General features: G+C 62.1%; 17 protein-coding genes and 2 pseudogenes. 12 read left to right on the top strand and 7 right to left on the bottom strand.

Features of this window, described 5'->3' with window-relative positions; translation table 11 throughout:
- Window positions 1-3 precede the first annotated feature (3 nt).
- Complete coding sequence (locus ACK59L_RS08845; protein ID WP_058604871.1) at window positions 4-2,070, bottom strand: carbon starvation CstA family protein; 2,067 nt, start codon at window positions 2,068-2,070, stop codon at window positions 4-6.
- Window positions 2,071-2,376: 306 nt separating this feature from the next.
- Between ACK59L_RS08845 and ACK59L_RS08850 the strand changes: the two genes are divergently transcribed.
- The 3 genes from ACK59L_RS08850 (at window position 2,377) to ACK59L_RS08860 (ending at window position 5,213) form a co-directional block, all read left to right on the top strand.
- Window positions 2,377-3,000, top strand: coding sequence for a lytic polysaccharide monooxygenase auxiliary activity family 9 protein (locus ACK59L_RS08850; RefSeq protein ID WP_409273063.1), 624 nt, complete (start codon window positions 2,377-2,379; stop codon window positions 2,998-3,000).
- Window positions 3,001-3,067: 67 nt separating this feature from the next.
- Window positions 3,068-3,433, top strand: a complete 366-nt coding sequence (locus ACK59L_RS08855) for a PilZ domain-containing protein (RefSeq protein WP_196135152.1) — start codon at window positions 3,068-3,070, stop codon at window positions 3,431-3,433.
- Window positions 3,434-3,695: 262 nt separating this feature from the next.
- Entirely contained in the window at window positions 3,696-5,213 is a 1,518-nt protein-coding gene (locus ACK59L_RS08860) for a nucleobase:cation symporter-2 family protein (protein WP_100850883.1), read from the top strand.
- Window positions 5,214-5,275: 62 nt separating this feature from the next.
- On the opposite strand, the gene radA is transcribed toward ACK59L_RS08860, so the two are convergent.
- Entirely contained in the window at window positions 5,276-6,646 is a 1,371-nt protein-coding gene (gene radA / locus ACK59L_RS08865) for a DNA repair protein RadA (RefSeq protein WP_409273066.1), read from the bottom strand.
- 179 nt (window positions 6,647-6,825) lie between these two features.
- Here radA and mscL point away from each other — a divergent pair, with 179 nt between their 5' ends.
- Window positions 6,826-7,236: a large-conductance mechanosensitive channel protein MscL gene (mscL, locus tag ACK59L_RS08870; RefSeq protein WP_023534347.1), complete on the top strand. Its 411-nt coding sequence runs from the start codon at window positions 6,826-6,828 to the stop codon at window positions 7,234-7,236.
- A gap of 78 nt (window positions 7,237-7,314) precedes the next feature.
- On the opposite strand, the gene ACK59L_RS08875 is transcribed toward mscL, so the two are convergent.
- Window positions 7,315-8,091, bottom strand: a complete 777-nt coding sequence (locus ACK59L_RS08875; RefSeq protein WP_196135153.1) for a ferredoxin--NADP reductase — start codon at window positions 8,089-8,091, stop codon at window positions 7,315-7,317.
- Window positions 8,092-8,296: 205 nt separating this feature from the next.
- Between ACK59L_RS08875 and ACK59L_RS08880 the strand changes: the two genes are divergently transcribed.
- Together ACK59L_RS08880 and ACK59L_RS08885 are read left to right on the top strand one after the other, a co-directional pair.
- The gene (locus ACK59L_RS08880) at window positions 8,297-9,004 is read left to right on the top strand and encodes an autoinducer binding domain-containing protein (protein ID WP_409273067.1); all 708 of its coding nucleotides are present in this window, start codon (window positions 8,297-8,299) and stop codon (window positions 9,002-9,004) included.
- Between the two features lie 96 nt (window positions 9,005-9,100).
- Window positions 9,101-10,225, top strand: coding sequence for a methyltransferase (locus ACK59L_RS08885; RefSeq protein WP_409273069.1), 1,125 nt, complete (start codon window positions 9,101-9,103; stop codon window positions 10,223-10,225).
- A 76-nt stretch (window positions 10,226-10,301) separates the two neighbouring features.
- Here ACK59L_RS08885 and ACK59L_RS08890 read toward each other — a convergent pair whose 3' ends face one another.
- Genes ACK59L_RS08890 through ACK59L_RS08900 form a run of 3 tightly spaced genes read right to left on the bottom strand, consistent with a single transcriptional unit; the run spans window position 10,302 to window position 12,913 of the window.
- Complete coding sequence (locus ACK59L_RS08890) at window positions 10,302-10,454, bottom strand: DUF2474 domain-containing protein (protein ID WP_023534359.1); 153 nt, start codon at window positions 10,452-10,454, stop codon at window positions 10,302-10,304.
- Window positions 10,455-10,465: 11 nt separating this feature from the next.
- On the bottom strand, window positions 10,466-11,473 hold the full coding sequence (cydB, locus tag ACK59L_RS08895; RefSeq protein ID WP_058604864.1) for a cytochrome d ubiquinol oxidase subunit II: 1,008 nt from the start codon (window positions 11,471-11,473) through the stop codon (window positions 10,466-10,468).
- 3 nt (window positions 11,474-11,476) lie between these two features.
- Window positions 11,477-12,913, bottom strand: coding sequence for a cytochrome ubiquinol oxidase subunit I (locus ACK59L_RS08900; RefSeq protein ID WP_409273072.1), 1,437 nt, complete (start codon window positions 12,911-12,913; stop codon window positions 11,477-11,479).
- Window positions 12,914-13,268: 355 nt separating this feature from the next.
- Here ACK59L_RS08900 and ACK59L_RS08905 point away from each other — a divergent pair, with 355 nt between their 5' ends.
- The 6 genes and pseudogenes from ACK59L_RS08905 to ACK59L_RS08930 all read left to right on the top strand — a co-directional run.
- Window positions 13,269-14,489 (top strand): MFS transporter, encoded by a 1,221-nt coding sequence (locus ACK59L_RS08905; protein ID WP_058604862.1) that lies wholly within the window; start codon window positions 13,269-13,271, stop codon window positions 14,487-14,489.
- A gap of 201 nt (window positions 14,490-14,690) precedes the next feature.
- Window positions 14,691-15,986, top strand: a complete 1,296-nt coding sequence (locus ACK59L_RS08910) for an NCS2 family permease (RefSeq protein ID WP_023534351.1) — start codon at window positions 14,691-14,693, stop codon at window positions 15,984-15,986.
- Window positions 15,983-17,068 carry a tRNA (uridine(54)-C5)-methyltransferase TrmA gene (trmA, locus tag ACK59L_RS08915; RefSeq protein ID WP_409273073.1) on the top strand — a complete coding sequence of 362 codons (1,086 nt, stop codon included), beginning with the start codon at window positions 15,983-15,985 and terminating at the stop codon, window positions 17,066-17,068. Before ACK59L_RS08910 ends, trmA begins: the two co-directional genes overlap by 4 nt.
- A 148-nt stretch (window positions 17,069-17,216) precedes the next feature.
- Complete coding sequence (locus ACK59L_RS08920; RefSeq protein ID WP_058604860.1) at window positions 17,217-18,092, top strand: neutral zinc metallopeptidase; 876 nt, start codon at window positions 17,217-17,219, stop codon at window positions 18,090-18,092.
- Between the two features lie 339 nt (window positions 18,093-18,431).
- Window positions 18,432-19,313 (top strand): annotated as a pseudogene (locus tag ACK59L_RS08925) (methyl-accepting chemotaxis protein); the annotation flags it as partial.
- A 198-nt stretch (window positions 19,314-19,511) separates the two neighbouring features.
- A pseudogene (locus tag ACK59L_RS08930) lies at window positions 19,512-20,093 on the top strand (methyl-accepting chemotaxis protein); the annotation flags it as partial.
- A 301-nt stretch (window positions 20,094-20,394) separates the two neighbouring features.
- Here the strand turns inward: ACK59L_RS08930 and ggt are convergent.
- Complete coding sequence (ggt, locus tag ACK59L_RS08935; protein ID WP_409273075.1) at window positions 20,395-22,062, bottom strand: gamma-glutamyltransferase; 1,668 nt, start codon at window positions 22,060-22,062, stop codon at window positions 20,395-20,397.
- Between the last annotated feature and the right edge of the window lie 87 nt (window positions 22,063-22,149).

Genomic DNA, 22,149 nt, shown 5'->3' on the forward strand with positions numbered 1-22,149 from the left:
CTCTCAAGCGTCAGGCAGGGCCTGGAACGGGGTTTCCTTGTCGGTCCGCTCTTTGCGACCCCAGGCGGCGTAACCCACCTTGATCGCGAAGAACAGAATGCTGAATACCACCAGCAGGAACAGGATGGTCAGCCCGGCGTTGGTGTAGGCGTTGTAGATCACGTGCTGCATCTGCCCGATGTCCTTGGCCGGTGCCAGCACCTGCCCAGCGTCCAGTGCGGTGCTGTATTTCTTGGCCAAGGCCAGGAAGCCCACGGCCGGGTTGGGATCGAACAGCTTGATCAGGCCGGCCGCCGTGGTGCAGATCAGCAACCAGGTGGCTGGCAGCAGCGTGACCCAGATGTAGCGCTGGCGCTTCATCTTGATCAGCACCACGGTGCCCAGCATCAACGCAATACCGGCCAGCATCTGGTTGGAGATGCCGAACAGCGGCCACAGCGTGTTGATACCCCCGAGCGGATCGATCACGCCTTGGTAGAGCAAGTAGCCCCACATGGCGACGCAGCCTGCGGTGGCCAGAAGGTTCGCGCCCCACGATTCGGTGCGCTTGAGCGCCGGCACGAAGCTGCCGAGCAAGTCCTGCAGCATGAAGCGCCCGGCACGGGTACCGGCGTCCACGGCGGTGAGGATGAACAAGGCCTCGAACAAAATGGCGAAGTGATACCAGAACGCCATGGTGTTCTCGCCAGGCAGCACTTGGTGAAGAATCTGCGCGATACCCACGGCCAATGTCGGTGCACCGCCGGCGCGGGCCAGAATGGTGTGCTCGCCGATGTCACGGGCAACCGCCTCAAGCTGCTCGGGCGTGATCAAGAAGCCCCAGCTGCTGACCGTCTGCGCCACCGAAACCGTGTCTGCACCGACCACGGCAGCCGGGCTGTTCATGGCGAAATACACGCCCGGCTCGATCACCGAGGCCGCGACCATGGCCATGATTGCCACGAACGATTCCATCAGCATGCCGCCGTAGCCGATGTAGCGGGCGTTGGTTTCGTTGTCCAGCAGCTTGGGCGTGGTGCCCGACGAGATCAGGGCATGGAACCCTGAGACCGCGCCACAGGCGATGGTGATGAACAGGAACGGGAACAGCGTGCCTTTCCAGACCGGGCCGGTGCCATCGGTGAACTGGGTCAGCGCTGGCATCTTGAGCTCAGGGGCGATGATCAGGATGCCGATGGCAAGGCCCACGATGGTGCCGATCTTGAGGAAGGTGGACAGGTAGTCACGCGGGGCCAACACCAGCCAGACCGGCAGCACGGCTGCGACGAAGCCGTAGCCCACCAGCATCCAAGTGATTTGAACACCGGTGAAGGTGAAGGCTGGGCCCCAAACCGGATCCGCGGCAATCTGGCCGCCCAGCCAGATGGAAGCCAGCAGCAGCACCACGCCGATGAGGGAAATCTCACCAATGCGGCCGGGGCGGATGTAGCGCATGTAGACGCCCATGAACATGGCGATCGGGATGGTCGCCATCACCGTGAACATGCCCCAGGGGCTCTCGGCCAGGGCCTTGACCACGATCAGCGCCAGCACCGCGAGGATGATGATCATGATCAGGAAACAGCCGAACAGGGCGATGGTGCCCGGAATGCGGCCCATCTCTTCGCGCACCATGTCGCCCAGCGAGCGGCCGTTGCGGCGAGTGGACAAGAACAGGACCATGAAGTCCTGGACGGCACCGGCCAGTACCACACCGGCAATCAGCCAGAGGGTGCCGGGCAGATAGCCCATCTGCGCCGCCAGTACCGGGCCGACCAAGGGGCCTGCGCCAGCGATGGCCGCGAAGTGGTGGCCGAAGAGGATGTGCTTGTTGGTTGGAACATAGTCCAGACCGTCATTGTTGAGCACCGCAGGGGTGGCGCGGCGTGGATCGAGTTGCATCACTTTGGTGGCGATGAACAGACTGTAATAGCGGTAGGCGACCAGATAAATGGCCACTGCCGCGACCACGATCCACAAGGCATTGATCGCTTCGCCACGGCGCAGGGCGACAACACCCAGCGCGCAGGCTCCCAGGACTGCCAGCACCAGCCACGGGAGGTGGCGTAGCAGGCTGTTGTTATTGTTCATAGTTGGCTTCCAGCTGAGAGGTTGGAATGAATGGCCCTTGGAGTCTAGGGCCTGCCTGCCGGCTTTACCATCTCCAATTACGCCAGATGCCGCAGGCCCGAACCCGCTCTAATGCGGGGCTCATCCTCGGTTGCCAGCCCCTTTCAACGCATGTCTGGGTCTGGCAACTGGCATTCCTGACAGTTGTGGGGAAATCGGCTGTCGCTTTCAATGACCCTGCAGCCAATGTGAACCCCAGGTCCAAGGGATACAAAAACTTGTCCAGGGGCCTCGCACAACTTGTCGGAACACCACGAGGACTTAGTCATGACACAAAAAAACCAACCTAGCAGCCCCCCAATTACCCCCGCTCATGGCGGTATTTCAAAGCCTGAATCGCGGGCCTTCATTGCAGAGAAGAACGGCAAGATCGAAGGCAACCTGCAGTACGGAATAGAAGGTGGTAAATTCTTCCCCGCTACACAGGGAGGGCTTCTGGACCCTGATGCAAAGGATGACGTGCGCAATATCGCGCCACCCGCTGACGGCCAGATTGCAAGCGCGCAGAGGCCTGGAGCAGCCTATCTGGATACCCCTGGCCAGCATTGGGATAAGCACCAGGTCAAGAGCGGCTCTACCCTGGACTTCACATGGGCCTTCAGCGCACAGCATAAATATCGCCGTTTCAATTACTTCATCACCAAAGCGGGCTGGGATTTCAATAAGCCTTTGGCACGCGACGCCTTCGAAGCCACGCCATTTGCTACCTTCCTGAATCCGCATCAACCTTACTGGGGCTTCGGCGAACGAGAAATGTGGCCTGGCAACCCAACGGTTCATAACCTGCAACTGCCGGAGCGCGAAGGCTACCATGTGCTGCTTGGCGTCTGGGAGATTGCCGAAACCGATAAAGCTTTCTATCAGGTAGTGGACCTGGACTTCATCAAGTAGCCTTGCCTGGCAAACAACGACGTCATCATGGCTGGTCTATAGTCTGAACATCAGATGAGGACTCGCCATGACCCCGCCATCTTCCGAACGTCGCCGCTTCCAGCGCATCGATTTCGACGCACCTGCCGAACTTCGCCAAGGCGAACAGCGCTGGCCTGCCAGACTGATCGATCTCTCCCTCAAAGGCCTGTTGGTCGAGCGCCCGACCGACTGGACCCCGGACCCTACCCAGAACTACGAGGCCGTTATTCAGCTCGACGCCGATACCTGGGTGAAAATGCAGGTCGAACTGCGCCATGAAGAATCCACGCGGCTGGGCTTCGTGTGCCTGTACATCGACATCGACTCCATGAGCCACCTGCACCGTCTTGTGGAACTGAACATTGCCAACAGCACCGGAATGATGCGTGAGCTGCGCGAATTGATCGAATAACAGGATCTATTAGCTGGCTAACTGCCTGACCACCGCCCCTTTCCTGTCCATCTAGACAGCTTCCTGTCTGCCTCAGGCACCGTTGTATACACCCTCTTTTTACAAGCGCTTTGGGTTGGTATGCCTCCTGCAACGAGGACGCGTACGCCCCAAGGCTGCCCATGACGGCGCTTGGATCAAAAAATTGTATACAATTTGTGTAGTACCTGTAGGCAGTAACTGACTACAGTAGCTCCACAACAATAAACAGAGAGCTTGCGCCATGACTACGTCCACAAGCACGTCTCCTGCCCAGCGGCCAGAGGACGAAAACCTCGGCCTGGGTGCCAACCTGGCCTACGGCCTGCAGCACGTGTTGACCATGTATGGGGGGATCGTTGCCGTACCCTTGATCCTGGGGCAGGCCGCAGGCCTCAATGGCGCAGAAATCGGCATGCTCATCGCCGCTTCGCTGTTTGCAGGTGGCTTGGCGACCTTGCTACAGACCCTGGGTCTGCCATTCTTCGGCTGCCAACTACCCTTGGTGCAAGGGGTGTCCTTCGCAGGGGTCGCCACCATGGGCGCCATCCTCAGCAGTGAGAGTGGGGGCGGGCTGCCGGGGGTACTGGGCGCGGTGATGGCCGCCTCGCTGATAGGGCTGCTGATCACCCCGGTATTCTCACGCATCACCAAGTTCTTCCCACCGCTGGTCACCGGCATCGTGATCACCACCATCGGCCTGACGCTGATGCCGGTGGCCGCGCGCTGGGTGATGGGTGGCAACAGCGCCTCACCTGACTTCGGCAGCATGGCCAACATCGGCCTGGCTGCCCTCACTTTCGCCATCGTGCTGCTGTTGAGCAAACTGGGCAGCGCGACGATATCCCGGTTGTCCATTCTGCTGGCGATGGTGGTCGGTACGCTGATCGCCTGGGCACTGGGCATGACCGACTTCAGCAAGGTTACCGAAGGCCCTGTTTTCGCCTTCCCGACGCCCTTCCACTTCGGCATGCCGGAATTCCACATCGCGGCCATCTTGTCGATGTGCATCGTCATCATGGTGACGCTGGTGGAAACCTCGGCCGACATCCTGGCCGTGGGTGAGATCATCGGTACCAAGGTCGACTCCAAACGCTTGGGCAATGGCCTGCGTGCCGACATGGCCTCGAGCATCCTCGCACCGGTGTTTGGCTCGTTCACGCAAAGTGCATTCGCCCAGAACGTGGGCCTGGTCGCCGTGACTGGCGTGCGCAGCCGCTACGTGGTGGCCACCGGCGGTGTGATCCTGGTGGTATTGGGCCTGCTACCGATCATGGGGCGCATCATCGCCGCGGTGCCTACCCCCGTGCTGGGCGGCGCGGGCATCGTGTTGTTCGGCACGGTGGCAGCCAGCGGCATCCGCACCTTGTCCAAGGTCAGCTATCAGAACAACGTCAACCTGATCATCGTCGCCGCGTCCCTGGGCTTTGGCATGATCCCGATCGCCGCACCGGCCTTCTACCACCAGTTCCCCAACTGGTTCGAAACCATCTTCCACTCAGGCATCAGCTCGGCGGCAATCATGGCCATTGTGCTGAACCTGATCTTCAACCATTTCACGGCGGGCAACTCGGACCAGCAGTCGGTGTTCGCTGCCGGCTACGAACGCACCATCCGCTACTCGGATATCTCCGCACTGCGCGACGGTGACTATTTCAAGGATGGCAGGCTATTCGATGCCGAAGGCCATGAGGTACCGATGAAGGGCCAGGACGAGCACGGCAGTGAGCCGGTCAAGCGCGCGGCAGTCGCCGAGCACTGACCCATCACGTGGGTGTTGTACAGGGCCGATGCGCATCGTCGGCCCTTTTTTTCGCCTGTGGATTATTCGAACAAGGCGTCCAGCGCCTGCTCAAGGCGCGTCACGGCGATCACCTGCAACCCTGCAGGCGCCTCCTTGGGTGCATTGCCCTTGGGCACGATGGCGCGCTTGAAGCCGTGCTTGGCAGCTTCCTTCAGCCGCTCCTGGCCACTGGGCACAGGCCGCACCTCACCAGACAGGCCGATTTCCCCGAACACCAGCAGGCCATGGGCCAGCGGCCGATTGCGCAGGCTGGACATGACGGCGGCGAGCAACGCCAGGTCCGAAGCCGTTTCCAGCACTTTCACACCGCCCACCACGTTCAGGAACACATCCTGATCGTGGGTCGGGATGCCCCCGTGCCGGTGCAATACGGCCAGCAGCATCGCCAGACGGTTCTGATCCAGGCCCAGGGTGACGCGGCGCGGGTTGGCCAGGTGGCTGTCATCGACCAGTGCCTGGACCTCGACCAGCATCGGCCGGGTCCCTTCCCAGGTGGCCATCACGACGCTGCCAGGGACTTCTTCCTGGGTGCGATTGAGAAAGATCGCCGAGGGGTTGGAGACTTCTTTCAAACCTCGGTCGGTCATGCCGAACACGCCCAGCTCATTGACCGCGCCGAAGCGGTTCTTCACCGCCCGCAACAGCCGCAGGCGACCGTCGGACTCGCCCTCGAAATACAGCACGGTATCGACCATGTGCTCCAGTACCCGCGGGCCTGCCAGCGAGCCTTCCTTGGTCACGTGGCCCACCAGGAAGATTGCCGTGCCACTTTGCTTGGCATAACGCACCAGCAGCGCCGTACTTTCACGCACCTGCGCCACCCCGCCCGGGGCGGACTGCAACTGTTCGGTGAAGATGGTCTGGATGGAGTCGATCACCATCACCCGTGGCTTTTCCTGACGGGCGGTGACGATGATGGTCTCGATGCAGGTTTCGGTCATGACCTTGAGCTGGTCCTGGGGAAGGCCCAGACGCCTGGAGCGCATGGCCACCTGCTGCTGGGATTCCTCGCCGGTAACGTACAGCGCCGGCATGCCGACGGCGATGTTGCACAGGGTCTGCAGCAGGATCGTCGATTTGCCGATCCCAGGGTCGCCACCGATCAACACCACGGAGCCATCGACCAGGCCACCGCCCAGCACACGGTCGAGCTCGGTGCTGCTGGTGGTGAAGCGCGGGATCTCCTCGACGCTGACCTCAGCCAGGGTCTTGATCTGCGCCTGCTGCCCCGTCCAGCCCGCGCGACCCGTGCTGGGTGCTGCGGCGCCGCCGCTCTCGATCATGGTTTCGACCAGCGTGTTCCAGGCGCCACACTCGCCGCACTGGCCAGCCCATTTCGGAAAAGTCGCGCCGCACTCGGTGCAGCCATACAAGCGCTTGGCCTTGGCCATGGGTGAGTGCCTCCGGGCAAAACCTGCATGATACCCGAGCCTGACCGTGTCCCGAATGCCTTGGGATGCGACAAAACTATTCGGTGCGACGGAAGTCACTACCCCTGAATGCAGCGCATGAAGCGTTTAAGTGGCTTACACTGCGTTTACCTCACCATTTGTTACAAAGGAATCGAAACATGGGCATGATCAGTGAGTTCAAGGCCTTCGCGGTCAAAGGCAATGTCGTCGACATGGCGGTAGGTATCATCATCGGCGCGGCCTTCGGCAAGATCGTCTCGTCCTTCGTCGGCGACGTGGTCATGCCACCGCTGGGCCTGCTGATCGGCGGCGTTGACTTCAGCGACCTGGCCATCACCTTGAAGGCGGCGCAAGGCGACGTCCCGGCCGTGGTGCTGGCCTATGGCAAGTTCATCCAGACCGTGATCGATTTCGTGATCATCGCCTTTGCGATCTTCATGGGCGTCAAGGCCATCAACCGGCTCAAGCGCGAAGAGGCCGTGGCGCCAAGCGTACCGCCCGCGCCGTCCCCCGAGCAGACCCTGCTTACCGAGATCCGCGACCTGCTCAAGGCTCAGAACCGGCCCTGAAGTGCACCGCTACAGGCTGCAGGAAGCGGCAAAGCTCCACGCACCGCTGCGCCCCTGTAGCCTGTAGCGGCACGCCGGCTACCAGTACGTCTCGACGGCCACCTGGCCCGGCCGTTTGCTAAGGCTCAACTGCAGATCACGGGCCTTGAGCACCTTGCGCGTTTCATCGATCATTTCAGGGTTGCCGCACAGCATGATTCGCGAATGCTCCGGTGACAGCTCAAGCCCTGCCGCCCTTTCCAACTCGCCGCTTTCGATCAAGGTGGTGATGCGCTGATTCAGGGCGCCTGGATGTCGCTCACGTGTCACGACCGGGATGAACTGCAACTTGCCGGCATGCTCGGCCAGGTACTCACGCTGCTCCAAGCCAGCGATCTCGCTCAAATAGGCCAACTCCTTGGCCTCACGCACCGAATACACCAGCTTGATGTTGTCGAAGCGTTCCCAGGCTTCGAAGTCCTGCAAAATCGACATGAACGGCGCGATGCCTGTACCCGTGGCCAGCAACCACAGGTCGCGTCCGTCGACAAAACGGTCGAGGGTGAGAAAGCCAAAGGCTTGCCGCTCAACCAATAGCGTATCGCCCTCGCCCAGTCGGCTAAGCTCACTGGTGAACTCACCGCCCGGCACTACGATTGAAAAGAAATCCAGGTATTCGTCGTGGGGTGCACTGACCATGGAATACGCGCGCCAGACCACACTGCCGTCAGCCTTGGTCACGCCCAGGCGAGCGAACTGACCGGAGCGAAAGCGAAAACCCGCATCACGGGTGACCCGCAGGCTGAAGAGGTTCGGCGTGAGCGGCTGAACCTCGAGCAAGGTCTGGCGGGTGAATTTTTCGTCGCTGGCGGTCATGTCGGGCTCCATGTCTTGAGTCCCTACAGTGTCGCGCAAAGCGCCCGCGATAAAAACCACTGGGTTTTTGCGGCTTCGAAAGTTGTACAAAGATATGCAGAAGTACTGCACAGTTATAGCGAAAAAGACGGACACATGTATTTGAATCTATCTACACTGGCTTCGAACCCATATGGACTGGGCCGCGCCGCCCTTGGAGATTCGCATGTTTCACTGGAACCCCGAGCACCTGCACGCCCTGGTGAGTGAGCGTAACCCACGGAAGCTGTTCGACATCGCGGTGCATCTGGTTCAGGACCTGGGTTTCGAGAATGTGGGACTTAAGCTTCGCATTCAGATTGCTACCCAGACACCGCGGCACTACTTGTACAGCAATTACCCCAGGGCATGGATCGAGCGCTACCAGCGCGAAGAATTCTACAAGCAGGATGCAGCGGCTGCGCTCAGCCACAGCTCGACCACGCCAGTGGTATGGAGCGATGAGGTCTACCGCGAGGTACCGCATTTTCGCGAGGCAGCCTGCAAGCATGGCCTGCGTCATGGCTGGACCCAGTCCTTGCATGACCTGCAGCACAACGAAAGCCAGATGAGCGTGTCCAGGCCGCTGCGCAGCGTCGAGACCGCCGAGCTTTTCGAAAAAGCCGGAGCCATCCAATGGTTGTCCCATACCGTACATGCGGTGCTGACCGAGCATCACCTCGATGCATTGTGCCCCTCCCAGCCCAAAATGAGCGAACGCGAGTTGGAAGTGCTGAAGTGGTCGGCGGCAGGCAAGACTGCTTCCGATGTCGCCTGCATCCTGTCGCTGTCGCAGAGTACGGTGAACTTTCACATTCGCAGCGTGATTACCAAGACCAACGCCGCCAACAAAGCGGGCGCTGTCGCCATTGCCGCGTTGCGCGGCTGGATCTGATCCCGGGCCTGCGAGCCCAGCCAAAGCCCTGTAGAATCGCTCGACTAGGCCTGCAGCGAACGGTTGCGGGCAGCTTTGTACCCGAGCCAGATTGCCATGCCCCTGTTGACCACGCCCTTCGCCGAACTTGATCTGATCCGCCAGCCGGACCAGGCCAACGATCCCTTGCAGGCCTTTGACGCCGCCGATGAGTACCTGCTCGAACAATTGCATGCCCAAGCGTTGCCAGCCGGCAGCCGTGTGCTAGTGCTCAACGACAGTTTCGGGGCGCTGGCGGCAAGCCTTGCCAGGCACCTGCAGGTGACCAGCAGTGGCGACTCCTACCTTGCTCAACTCGCGCTGGCCAAAAACCTGGCACGTAACGGCCTGCCCGCAGACAGCGTTTCGTTCGTGCCTGCCTGTCACCCCTGGCAAGGCCCCTTCGATCGGGTAGTGGTCAGGGTGCCCAAGACGCTTGCCTTGCTCGAAGAGCAACTCATTGGGCTGCAAGGGCATCTGGCGCCGCAGGCGCAGGTGATTGCCGGGGCCATGATCAAGCACCTTCCCCGTGCTGCCGGCGACTTGCTGGAAAAGTATGTCGGCCCTGTGCAAGCCTCGCTGGCACGTAAAAAAGCCCGGCTACTGACCGCCACGGTGGATGCGCGCCCTGCCTTCACATCGCCCTACCCCAGCCGCTATCGCCTCGAATCGCCAGCGCTGGAGTTGCTCAACCATGCCAATGTCTTCTGTCGTGAAGGCCTGGACATTGGCACACGGGCATTTCTTCCGCATCTGCCGGATAACCTGGGCAACGCCCGGGTCGCGGACCTGGGTTGCGGCAATGGCGTGCTGGCCATCGCCAGCGCCCTGAAAAATCCAGACGCCCAGTACACCCTGGTGGACGAGTCGTACATGGCCGTGCAATCGGCACGGGAAAACTGGCAGCTTGCGCTGGGTGATCGGCCAGCCGACTTCCTGGCCGCAGACGGCCTGGCCGGCATCGAAAAACAATCCTTGGATGTGGTGCTGTGCAATCCACCCTTCCACCAGCAGCAGGTGGTGGGTGACGTGCTGGCCTGGCGCATGTTCCAGCAGGCGCGCGAGGCGCTGGTGGTCGGCGGCGCCTTGTACATCGTGGGCAACCGCCACCTTGGCTATCACAGCAAGCTTGCCCGCCTGTTCCGGGGCGTGGAGCAGGTGGCGGCAACGCCCAAGTTCGTGGTGCTCAAGGCGCGCAAGTAACTGTCGACAGGGTGGAGCACCGTACGGCGCCTGGGTGAGCAGGCGCGTCCGGCGTACTACCGGCTGATGCCGGGGTTCAGTGGGTGGTCAAGCCGGCTGCGCTCATGAACAGGCGCATCAACCAGGCCGCCACACCCAGCGCGGCCACACTCAACGCCCAGATCAGCACCAGCCAGCCCAGGCGCTGCCACAACGGTTTCTTGCCTGCCACGTCCTGATCACGGGTCATGGTGCAGCCTCCTAGTGATAGCCCTGGTCATGGGTGACCTTGCCGCGGAACACATAGTAGCTCCAGAAGGTGTAACCCAGGATCAGCGGGAGAATGAACAGCGTTCCCACCAACATGAAGCCCTGGCTTTGCGGCGGCGCGGCAGCCTCCCAGATCGAGATCGATGGCGGGATGATATTGGGCCACAGGCTGATGCCCAAGCCGCTGTAACCCAGGAAAATCAGCCCCAGCGTCAGCAGGAACGGTGTGTAGTTCGCGCTGCGGGCTACTGCCTTGAACAGGTTGTAGAAGGTCAACAGCACCAGGATCGGCACCGGCATGAACCATACAAGGTTGGGCATGCTGAACCAGCGGTCGGCAATCTGTGGATAGGCGATTGGCGTCCACAGGCTGACGACACCCATTACGGCCAGCAACACGAGTGCCAGCGGCCGCCCCAGCTTGTGCATCTGCTCCTGAAGCGGCCCTTCGGTCTTCATGATCAGCCAGGTACACCCCAGCAGCGCGTAGGCCACGATCAGCCCCAGGCCGCAGAACATGCTGAAGGGTGTCAGCCAGTCCAGCGAGCCACCGGCGTAGTGGCGGTCCACCACCTTGAAACCTTCGATGAAAGCGCCCAGCGCTACGCCCTGGAAGAACGTCGCCACCAGAGAACCCCAGATGAACGCCTTGTCCCACAGATGGCGGCCAGCATCGGTGGCCTTGAAGCGAAATTCGAAGGCCACGCCACGGAAGATCAGGCCGATCAGCATCAGGATCAGCGGCAGATAGAGCGCTTCGAGCACAACCGCGTAAGCCATTGGGAACGCGCCGAACAGCCCCGCGCCACCCAGCACGAGCCAGGTCTCGTTGCCATCCCAGACCGGTGCGACCGTGTTCATCATCACGTCCCGGTCACGCTCTTGTTTGACGAAGGGGAAGAGCATGCCGATGCCCAGGTCGAAACCGTCCATCACCACGTACATCATGACGCCGAAGATGATGATGACGGCCCAGATCAGTGGAAGATCGATACCCATGGCTCAGTTCCCCTTGCTCAGGTCTGCAGTGGTGGCATCGCTGCCTTCCTCGGCGGCGGACAATGGCCGCGCCGGCGTGCGTTTGCGGCCAGGACCGCCCGGACGCTGCTGATCGCCTTCGCCGGTATGCGGGCCCTTGCGCACCAGGCGCATCATGTAGGCGAACCCCGTGCCGAACAGGGCGAAGTACACCACCACGAATGCCACCAGGGTGAACCCCAGCTGGGTATAGCTGTGGTTGGAAACGCCGTCGGCGGTGCGCATCAGCCCGTAGACCACCCAGGGCTGGCGGCCGATTTCGGTGGTGAACCAGCCGGCGAGGATTGCCAGCAACCCGGAAGGCCCCATCCAGGTCACGAAGTGCAGGAACGGCCGCGAGGTGTACAGCTTGCCGCCCTTGCGCAATACAAGGCTCCACACGCCAGCGGCGATCATCAGCATGCCCAGCGCCACCATGATGCGGAAGGACCAGAAGATGATGGTGGAGTTGGGCCGGTCTTCAGGCGGGAACTCCTTCAAGGCCGGCACCTGCTTGTCCAGGCTGTGGGTGAGGATAAGGCTACCGAGCACTGGGATCTCGATCTTGAACCGTGTCGTTTCAGCTTGCATGTCCGGGATGCCGAAGAGGATCAACGGAGTAGGCTCGCCGGGACGGTTCTCCCAATGCCCCTCGATAGCGGCGATCTTCGCCGGTTGATGCTTGAGGGTATTGAGGCCGTGAAAGTCGCCGATCACTGCCTGGATCGGCGCGACGATCAACGCCATCCACATGGCCATGGAGAGCATCTTGCGCACCGAAGGGTTGTCGCGCCCCCGCAGCAGGTGCCAGGCGGCCGACGCGCCCACAAAGAAGGCGGTGGCGACGAACGCCGCCGTGGCCATGTGCATCAGGCGGAACGGGAACGAAGGGTTGAAAATGACAGCGAACCAGTCGACCGGAATCACGCGACCGTCGATGATTTCGTGACCTTGCGGGGTATGCATCCAGCTGTTCGAGGCCAGGATCCAGAACGTGGAAACCAGCGTTCCGAGCGCCACCATGCAGGTAGCGAAGAAATGCAGGCCACGGCCCACGCGGTTCCAGCCAAAGAGCATCACTCCCAGGAAACCTGCTTCGAGGAAGAAGGCGGTCAGCACTTCGTAGGTCAACAAGGGCCCGGTGACCGAACCTGCAAACTCGGAGAAACGGCTCCAGTTGGTGCCGAACTGATAGGCCATGACCAGGCCCGAGACCACGCCCATGCCGAAGTTGACTGCGAAGATTTTCGACCAGAAGTGGTACAGGTCCCGATAGACCTGCCTGTCTGTCTTCAGCCACAGCCCTTCGAGCACCGCCAGGTAACTGGCCAGGCCGATGGTGATGGCAGGAAACAGGATATGGAAGGATACGGTAAACGCGAACTGGATCCGGGCAAGATCCAGTGCCTCCAGACCGAACATAGGTGCTACCTCATCAGATAATCCGGCGGTCGGGCACTCGGCCCTTTCGCCCACTGCCCCCACATAGTCGAGTACGGCGTGTTGGAATTGTTCTGTTCGATGTGCAGGGATTGCGGCCAAAGGCCGAAATCGTCGGGGATCGTTGCAAACGTAACGATTGATCCAGGTCAACGATATGAGTCAAGCATAGCCCCGAACAGCCCGGTGCGAGGTGTGGTTGTTTGCCGCGTGACCGGTTGCCCCACCCCCTGTTCAGCGGCACGGAAACTGTGTCGAACACGGTAAACAGCAACTATTTGTTACATACAGATGATAGGCTGCGGAGCTTCCCTTGCATCGAGGTCACAGGTGTCCGATGTCCGAGACTGAACCGCTGCTGTTGCGTCATCATCGCCCTTTTCTGGCGTTCTGGCTGGCACGGGTCTTCACCGCCAGCGGATTCCAGATGTTGACCGTGGCGATTGGCTGGCACCTCTATCAGCTGACCGGCAACGTGCTGGACCTGGGGCTTGTGGGGCTGGTGGAATTTGCACCCCGTGTGCTGTTCATGCTGCATACCGGCCATGTGGCCGACCGCTATGACCGGCGCAAGGTCGCCGCCCTGTGCCAATGCCTGCAAGGGCTGATCGCACTGGCCCTGGCGCTGGGCAGCGCCACGGACCAGGTCAGCCGCGAGTTGATTTTCGTGCTGGCGTTTCTGCTCGGCGCCACCCGTTCGTTCGAGATGCCGGCGACCCAGGCGCTGTTGCCCAACGTCGTGCCCGCGGGCCTGTTTCCACGGGCGGTCGCCGCTTCGGCCTCTGCGACTCAGTCGGCCACCATCGTGGCCCCCGCCGTGGGCGGGTTCCTGTATGCCTTCGGCAGCGGCTGGGTCTACGGCCCGACCGTGGTGCTGTATGCAATAGCCTGTGGGCTGACCCTGAGCCTGCACGCGCGAGGACAGGTCGTTCAACGCGGCCGTGCCACCGTCGAGTCGCTGCTGGCCGGCATTCGTTTCATTCGCAGCCGACCGGACATTCTGGGCGCCATCTCGCTGGACTTGTTCGCCGTGCTACTGGGCGGGGCCACGGCGCTGCTGCCGGTATTTGCCAAGGACATCCTGCTGACAGGCCCGCTGGGCCTTGGGCTGCTGCGTTCGGCGCCCGCGGTGGGCGCGTTGCTCATGTCGGTGTGGTTGGCGCGCTTTCCCTTCGAGCGCAAGGTGGGCCGAACCATGTTCACGGCAGTGGGCGTCTTTGGCGTGGCCACTGTTGCGTTCGGCCTGTCGACGTCCTTCTGGTTTTCCTTGGCGGTCCTGGTGGTGCTGGGCGCTGCCGACATGATCAGCATGGTCATTCGAGGCGCCTTCGTGCAGTTGCATACCCCGGATGAAATGCGCGGGCGCGTCAGCGCGGTCAACGGGCTGTTCATCGGTGCCTCCAATCAGCTCGGCGAATTCGAATCGGGGGTCACCGCGCACTGGTTTGGTACGGTCCCGGCCGTCGTCATGGGTGGGGTGGGGACCCTGGTGGTGACGGGGGTGTGGATAAAACTGTTCCCCACCTTGGCCAACCGGGACCGTTTGCACGAAGGCTGAAAAGCCACCCCAGCGGCCCTGCACGCCATGCGCACCGGGCGGGGCCGGCCTATTCCCAGACGGCCATAGGCCCCTGCCCGGCATGCTGGTATGATGCGCGGCTTTTTTCTGCCCCATAGAAATCACGGCAGCCGGTACGGTCTGTGCTTTGCTGATGGGGTCGACATATTCATGGCGCCGGGGGCGCCTCGGGGAGCGGGCATGCTGGAAAGGCTGTTTCAACTAAAAGCACACAACACCAATGTGCGCACCGAGATACTGGCGGGCGTCACCACCTTCCTGGCCATGGCCTACATTCTCTTCGTCAACCCGAGCATCCTCGGCGAGACGGGCATGGACAAGGGTGCGCTGTTCGTCGCCACCTGCCTGGCGGCGGCCATTGGCTCGACCACCATGGGCCTGATCGCCAACTACCCGATCGCCTTGGCGCCGGGCATGGGCCTGAACGCATTCTTCACCTACACCGTGGTGCTGCACATGGGGCACACCTGGCAGGTGGCCCTGGGCGCGGTATTCCTGTCGGCGGTGATGTTCTTCCTGCTGTCGATCTTCCGGATCCGGGAATGGATCGTGAACAGCATTCCCCTGCCCCTGCGCTCGGCCATTGCGGCGGGTATCGGGTTGTTCCTGGCGTTGATCGCGCTGCACAACGCGGGCATCGTCGTGGATAACCCTGCGACTTTGGTTGGCCTGGGTGACCTGCGCCAGCCGGCACCGATCCTGGCCACCCTGGGCTTCTTCCTGATCGTAGGCCTGGAAGCGCTGAAGGTGCGCGGCGCCGTGTTGATCGGCATCCTGGCCGTGACCGTGGCCGCCATTGCCATGGGCGTGACGCCATTCGGGGGCATCGTGTCCATGCCGCCTTCGCTGGCGCCGACCTTCCTGCAGCTGGACATCGCCGGGGCGCTGGATGTGGGCCTGGTGAGCGTCATCTTCGCTTTCCTGTTCGTCGACCTGTTCGACAACTCCGGCACCCTGATTGGCGTAGCCAAGCGCGCCGGGCTGATGGGCAAGGACGGCCACATGCCGAAGATGGGCCGTGCCCTGATTGCCGACAGCACCGCCGCCATGGCCGGCTCGCTGCTGGGCACCTCGACCACCACCAGCTACATCGAGTCGGCGGCTGGCGTGAGCGCCGGGGGGCGTACGGGCCTTACGGCCATCGTGGTCGCCGTGCTGTTCCTGCTGGCCCTGTTCTTCGCGCCGCTGGCCGGCAGCGTACCGGCATTCGCCACTGCGCCGGCGTTGCTGTTCGTCGCCGTGCTGATGGCCTCGGGCCTGGCGGAAATCAACTGGGACGATGTCACCGAAGCCGCCCCGGTGGTGGTCACCGCGCTGGCCATGCCGCTGACCTATTCGATTGCCAACGGCATTGCCTTCGGCTTCATCGCCTGGACCGCCGTGAAGCTTATTTCCGGGCGTCGCCATGACCTGAACGCGGCCCTGGTGATTCTTTCCATCCTGTTCGTCATCAAATTGGGTTGGTTCAACGCATGAGTGCTGCATTCGACCCTAGCGCCTACGACGCGCAACTGCAGGATAAGGCCGCCCGCCTGCGTGCGCTGCTGGCCCCCTTTGGTGCGCCAGAGCCTGCCGTGTTCGACTCGCCGCGCGCGCACTATCGTCTGCGTGCGGAGTTCCGCCTGTGGCGCGAGGACGGCCAGCGCCACTATGCGATGTTCGCCCCTGGCGAGAAGCACAAGGCTATCCTGATCGACGATTTTCCGATTGCCAGCGAGCGCATTAACGACCTGATGCCGCGCCTGAAGGCGGCCTGGCAGGCCAGCGAGGCATTGAGCAATCGCCTGTTCCAGGTGGAATTCCTCACCACCCTGGCCGGTGATGCGATGGTCACCCTGTGCTACCACCGCCCGCTGGACGAAGCGTGGGAAGTAGCTGCGCGGCAACTGGCTGAAGACCTGGGGGTGAGCCTGATCGGCCGCTCCAAGGGCAAGCGCCTGGTCATCGGCCGTGACTATGCGGTTGAAAAGCTCGACGTGGCCGGCCGTGTGTTCAGCTATCGCCAGCCTGAAGGTGCATTCACCCAGCCTAACGGCGCCGTGAACCAGAAGATGCTGAGCTGGGCCTTCGAGGCCATTGGCGAGCGCGATGACGACCTGCTCGAGCTGTACTGCGGCAACGGCAACTTCACCTTGCCGCTGGCCACCCGGGTGCGCCAGGTGCTGGCCACGGAGATCAGCAAGACCTCGGTCAATGCTGCCCTGAGCAACCTGGCCGAAAACGCTGTGGATAACGTGCGGCTGGTGCGCTTGTCGGCTGAAGAGCTGACCCAGGCGCTGAACGAGGTGCGCCCGTTCCGCCGCCTGGAAGGCATCGATCTGAAAAGCTACGCATTCGGCACGGTCTTCGTCGATCCGCCGCGCGCCGGCATGGACCCGGACACCTGCGAGCTGACCCGGCGTTTCGAGCGGATCCTGTACATTTCGTGCAACCCGGAAACACTCGCGGCGAACATTGCCCAGCTCCACGATACCCACCGGATCGAGCGTTGCGCGTTGTTCGATCAGTTCCCCTACACCCACCACATGGAAAGCGGTGTGCTGCTGGTGCGGCGCTGAGCCTGGACCCTGTGCAGGTCGGGGCCGATGAAATTGAATTCAGCCGCCCCGGCAATCTCCAATGCGCTAGACAGCTGCCGGTGCTCTGACACCTGAGGCTGTGTTGAACTAATATTTGTCTTCTTGTTTCACGCTCTGGAGAGCACTCATGGAATGGCGAAAAGGCCGGCGTAGCGACAATGTGGTCGATGCACGGGGCGCAGGTGGCGGTGGCATGCGCTTTGGCGGTGGCAAAGGACTGGGGCTTGGCGCCATCTTGCTGATTGTCGGGATCGGCTGGCTGACGGGCCAGGATCCCTTGCAGATCCTCGGTCAACTGACTGGCCAGATGCAGCAGCAAGCGCCTGCCGTGACCGATGGCAAGGCGCCACCGGCTAATGACCAGCAGGCAGAATTCGTCGCCTCCGTATTGGGCGACACCGAAGACACCTGGCAAGCCCTGTTCGCCCAGTCCGGCAAACAGTACAGAGACCCCAAGCTGGTGCTGTTCAGTGGTCAGGTGAATTCTGCCTGCGGCTTTGCCACCGCGGCGGTCGGGCCGTTCTACTGCCCGGCGGATCAGCAGGTGTACCTGGACATGTCCTTCTTCCGGGAAATGGAAACACGCTTCTCGGCTGCCGGCGACTTCGCCCAGGCGTACGTGATCGCCCATGAAATCGGCCACCACGTGCAGACCCTGCTTGGCGTCTCGGCCAAGGTGGATGCGGCAAGACGCAGCGGCCAGCGCATGGAAGGCAGCAATGGCCTGCTGGTGCGCCAGGAACTGCAAGCTGACTGTTTTGCTGGCGTGTGGGCCTACCAGGCACAAAAACGCCTGAACTGGTTGGAACCTGGCGATGTGGAGGAAGCGCTCAATGCCGCCAATGCCATCGGTGACGACCGGCTGCAGCAACAAGGTCAAGGGCGCGTGGTGCCCGACTCGTTCACCCACGGCACCTCGGCGCAACGTGTACGCTGGTTCAAGGCCGGGTTCGCTCAAGGCGACGTCGACAGCTGCGACACCTTCAGCGCGCGTAATCTCTGAACATGTTCAGCGCTGCACCTGATTGATTCGACTATTACAGCACCTGTGGTCGCTGAAACGTGCCGTGTCGCCCTTACGGCTGAAAAAGCGTTTCAGCTTCCTCGCCAACGGCCGATAACTCCAGCACGATTGAGCGGGCACCCAGAATAACAACGCCTTGCGATCGGAGATCAAGAGAGCGAAAACAACTTCTGGAGTGCGTGCATGAACAGCTGGTTTGCCAATATCAGCGTCAACCTCAAACTCGGCCTGGGCTTCGGCCTGGTGCTGATCCTGACCGGCCTGCTGGCCCTGGTGGGCTGGACGAGCCTGGGCGGTCTCATCGACCGCAGCAACTGGATGAGCGACATCGGCCAGTTGAACAAGGACCTTACCGACCTGCGTATCGCCCGCCTGCAATACATGATCGCCAACGGCGATGACGCCGCTGCTGCCAACACCTTGGCCAAGCTCGATACCTTCAGCAAGCAGCAGGCTTACCTGGAGCACACGTTCAAGAGCCCTGAAAACGTCAAGTTGCTGGGCGAACTGGGCGGCATCATCAGCGCCTACAAGGTGTCGCTGTCCAAGATGCGCCAGGGCTACGACGCCAGCCGTGCCGCCCGCGCCGCCATGACCCGCGCCGGTAAGCAGGCTGACCAAGCCATGGAGGCATTGAGCCAGGAAGTCATGGCTCGCCCAGAGGCCGACGGCGTGCGCCTTGCGCAGTATCAGCTGATCAGCAAGGCCCGCCAGCAGCTGATGCAGGTGCGCATCGATGTACGCGGCTACATCGCCGACAACACGGCGGACAATGAACAAGCGGCTCTGCGCCAGCTCGATGCGGCGCTTGCGGTGGTCGATAGCCTCAAGCGTGAACTGTCCGGCCCAAGCGAGCGGGTGCAACAGCTCGAGCGCGCAGTCACCGACTACCGTGAAGCTACGCGTCAATTCCGCGATGCCGTGGCCACCATTACCGGTGCGCGCGCCGAGATGACGGTCCAAGGCGCGGACATCGTCAAGCACAGCGATGCGCTGTACAAGATCCAGCTGGAGCGTCGCGACGTCGAAAGCAGCCAGGCGCGCACCTTGCAGACCATCGCCACCCTGCTGGCATTGCTGGTGGGTATCGTGGCCGCCGTCCTGATCACCCGGCAGATCACCCGGCCGTTGCAGGACACCTTGGCCGCGGTCGAGAAAATCGCCAGCGGCGACCTGACCCAGCGGTTGCATGTCACCCGCCGCGACGAGCTGGGGGTGCTGCAGCAAGGCATTGCCCGCATGGGCACGACCCTGCGCGAGCTGATCGGCGGCATTCGCGATGGCGTAACCCAGATCGCCAGCGCTGCCGAGGAGCTGTCGGCCGTAACAGAACAGACCAGTGCCGGTGCCAACAGCCAGAAAGTCGAAACCGACCAAGTGGCTACGGCGATGCACGAGATGGCCGCCACGGTTCAGGAAGTGGCGCGCAATGCCGAACAGGCTTCGCAGGCGGCCACAGGTGCCGATGGCGAAGCGCGGGCCGGGGATCGGGTGGTGGGCGAGGCAATCAGCCAGATCGAGCGCCTGGCGCAGGACATGCACCGCTCCACCGAGGCCATGACCGCGTTGCAGCAGGAAAGCCAGAAGATCGGCAGCGTCATGGACGTGATCAAGTCGGTGGCCGAGCAGACCAACCTGCTAGCCCTCAACGCGGCCATCGAGGCGGCGCGTGCGGGTGAAGCCGGGCGCGGTTTTGCCGTGGTGGCAGACGAAGTGCGCGGGCTGGCTCAGCGTACGCAGAAGTCGACCGAGGAAATCGAAGAGCTGATCGCCAGCCTGCAGCATGGCACCCAGCAGGTGGCCAATGCCATGCAGGGCAGCCGCGCCTTGACCGACAGCAGCGTCGAACTGGCACGCAAGGCTGGTGAGTCGCTGGAGAACATCACAGGCACCGTGTCGAGCATCCAGTCGATGAACCAGCAGATTGCCGCTGCGGCCGAGCAGCAGAGCGCGGTGGCCGAAGAGATCAGCCGCAGCATCCTGAATGTGCGCGATGTGTCGGAGCAGACGGCCTCGGCCAGCGACGAGACGGCGGCGTCGAGCGTTGAGCTGGCGCGGCTTGGGGGTGAGTTGCAGATGCTGGTCAGCCGGTTCCGGGTTTGACCTGAAGCAGTGGGTTGGGCGGGGTGGTCATAGTAGAGGCGCCGCAGCAGCTTGTGCAGTCTGTCGTGGAGCTGGTTACCTGGGGCCGCTCTGCGGCCTCAGCTTTTGTTGCGGTTCCCAGCCATTGGCTGAATGCCAGCACTCCGGCGCGCCAGCGAGCGGCGCGCCATCAGCCCTTTCACTTCACCACCATCCCTACCCCACGACCACGCGGGTCGGACGCGGTCTCAAGCGTCTGTCCATTGACCCGAATGGCCTGGATGTCGCCCATCTCCCAGCCTTGGTCCTCCAACACATAGCCCATCTTTTTCAGATCAGCGGCCACCTGCCCGGTCAGCGGCGCATAGCTGTCGAAATAGATCGTGTCCTTGGGCAGCAACTGGTGGTGCACCCGCTGCGCAGCCACTGCCTTGTCCAGCGGCATGCCGTAGTCGTACAGGTTGTTCATCACCTGGAAAATCGAGGTGAAAATACGCGACCCACCCGGCGTGCCGATCACCAGCTCCACCTTGCCGTCACGGGTCATGAGGCTGGGGCTCATGGAAGACAGCATGCGCTTGCCCGGCTCGATGGCATTGGCATCGCCACCGATTACGCCGAACGCATTGGCAGCACCTGGCTTGGCGCTGAAGTCGTCCATCTCGTCATTGAGCAGGAACCCGGCCCCCTTGACCACCACGCCACTGCCGTAATCGAGGTTGAGCGTGTAGGTGTTGCTGACTGCATTGCCGGCCTTGTCGACGATGGAGAAATGCGTGGTCTGGTGCGGCTCCAGCCCTGGCTTGACCTGATCGGTGGCGGAAATGGCCTTGGGATTGACCTGCGCTGCGCGCTTGGCCAGGTAATCCTTGGCCACCAACTGGTCCACGGGCACTTTTGTGAAAGCCGGGTCGCCAAGGTAGTCGGCCCGATCGGCGAAGACGCGCTTTTCAATCTCGGCCAACAGGTGGATGTACTGCGCAGAGTTGTGCGTCACACCCTTGAAATCGGCAGCACGGTCCTCCTTGATACCCAGCAGCTGGGCCAGGGCAACGCCACCGGAACTGGGCGGAGGCGCGGTGTACACCACATTGCCGCGCCAGCTGACGGCCATTGGCTCGCGCCACACGGCCTTGTAGTCCTTCAGGTCCTGCTTGGTGATCAGCCCATTGTCGGCCTGCATCTGCGCCACCAGCAGGTCGGCGGTCTTGCCCTGGTAGAACTCGCTCACGCCCTTGTCGGCGATGCGCTCGAGGGTCTGGGCCATCTCGGGTTGTTTGAACAGCTCACCGACCTTCATGCTGCCGAAATAGTCGTTGAAGTTGGTGGCGGTCTTGAACATGCCCTGGGCATCGTTGCGGTACTGATACTGCTTGTCCGCGACCTTGAAGCCGTTTTTGGCGTAGCCGATGGCCGGTGTCAGCAGCTCGCTCCATGGCAGCTTGCCGAACTTGCGATGGGCCTCCCACAAGCCCATCACCGTGCCTGGTACGCCCGCAGCACGGGCCCCCACCAGGCTCAGGTTCTCGATCACTTCGCCCTTGTCATCCAGGTACATGTTGCGCGTGGCCGCCTTGGGCGCCACTTCACGGTAGTCGAGGAAATAGGGCTTGCCGTCCACGAACAACGTCATGAAACCACCACCGCCAATGTTGCCGGCCTCGGGGTAAGTGACTGCCAGCGTGAATGCGGTGGCTACCGCGGCATCGACCGCGTTGCCGCCTTTTTTCAGGATATCGGCGGCTACCTGGGCGCCGTACTGATCAGGCGCGGCGACAGCCCCGCCCTCCAGGGCAACGGCGTACACCGATGAGCTGCCCAACAGCGCGGCTGCCAGAGCCAGGTACTGGAAAGGGACGCTACGCATGACACATTCCTTGGGTGTTGTTCTTGTGGGACCGTCAGTAAGACCCAAGCGTCAGGCCTGTGCAATCTCATCGTCCAGGACGCGCCG

This window comes from Pseudomonas sp. KCJK9111 (assembly GCF_046231935.1).
Classification (GTDB): domain Bacteria; phylum Pseudomonadota; class Gammaproteobacteria; order Pseudomonadales; family Pseudomonadaceae; genus Aquipseudomonas; species Aquipseudomonas parafulva_B.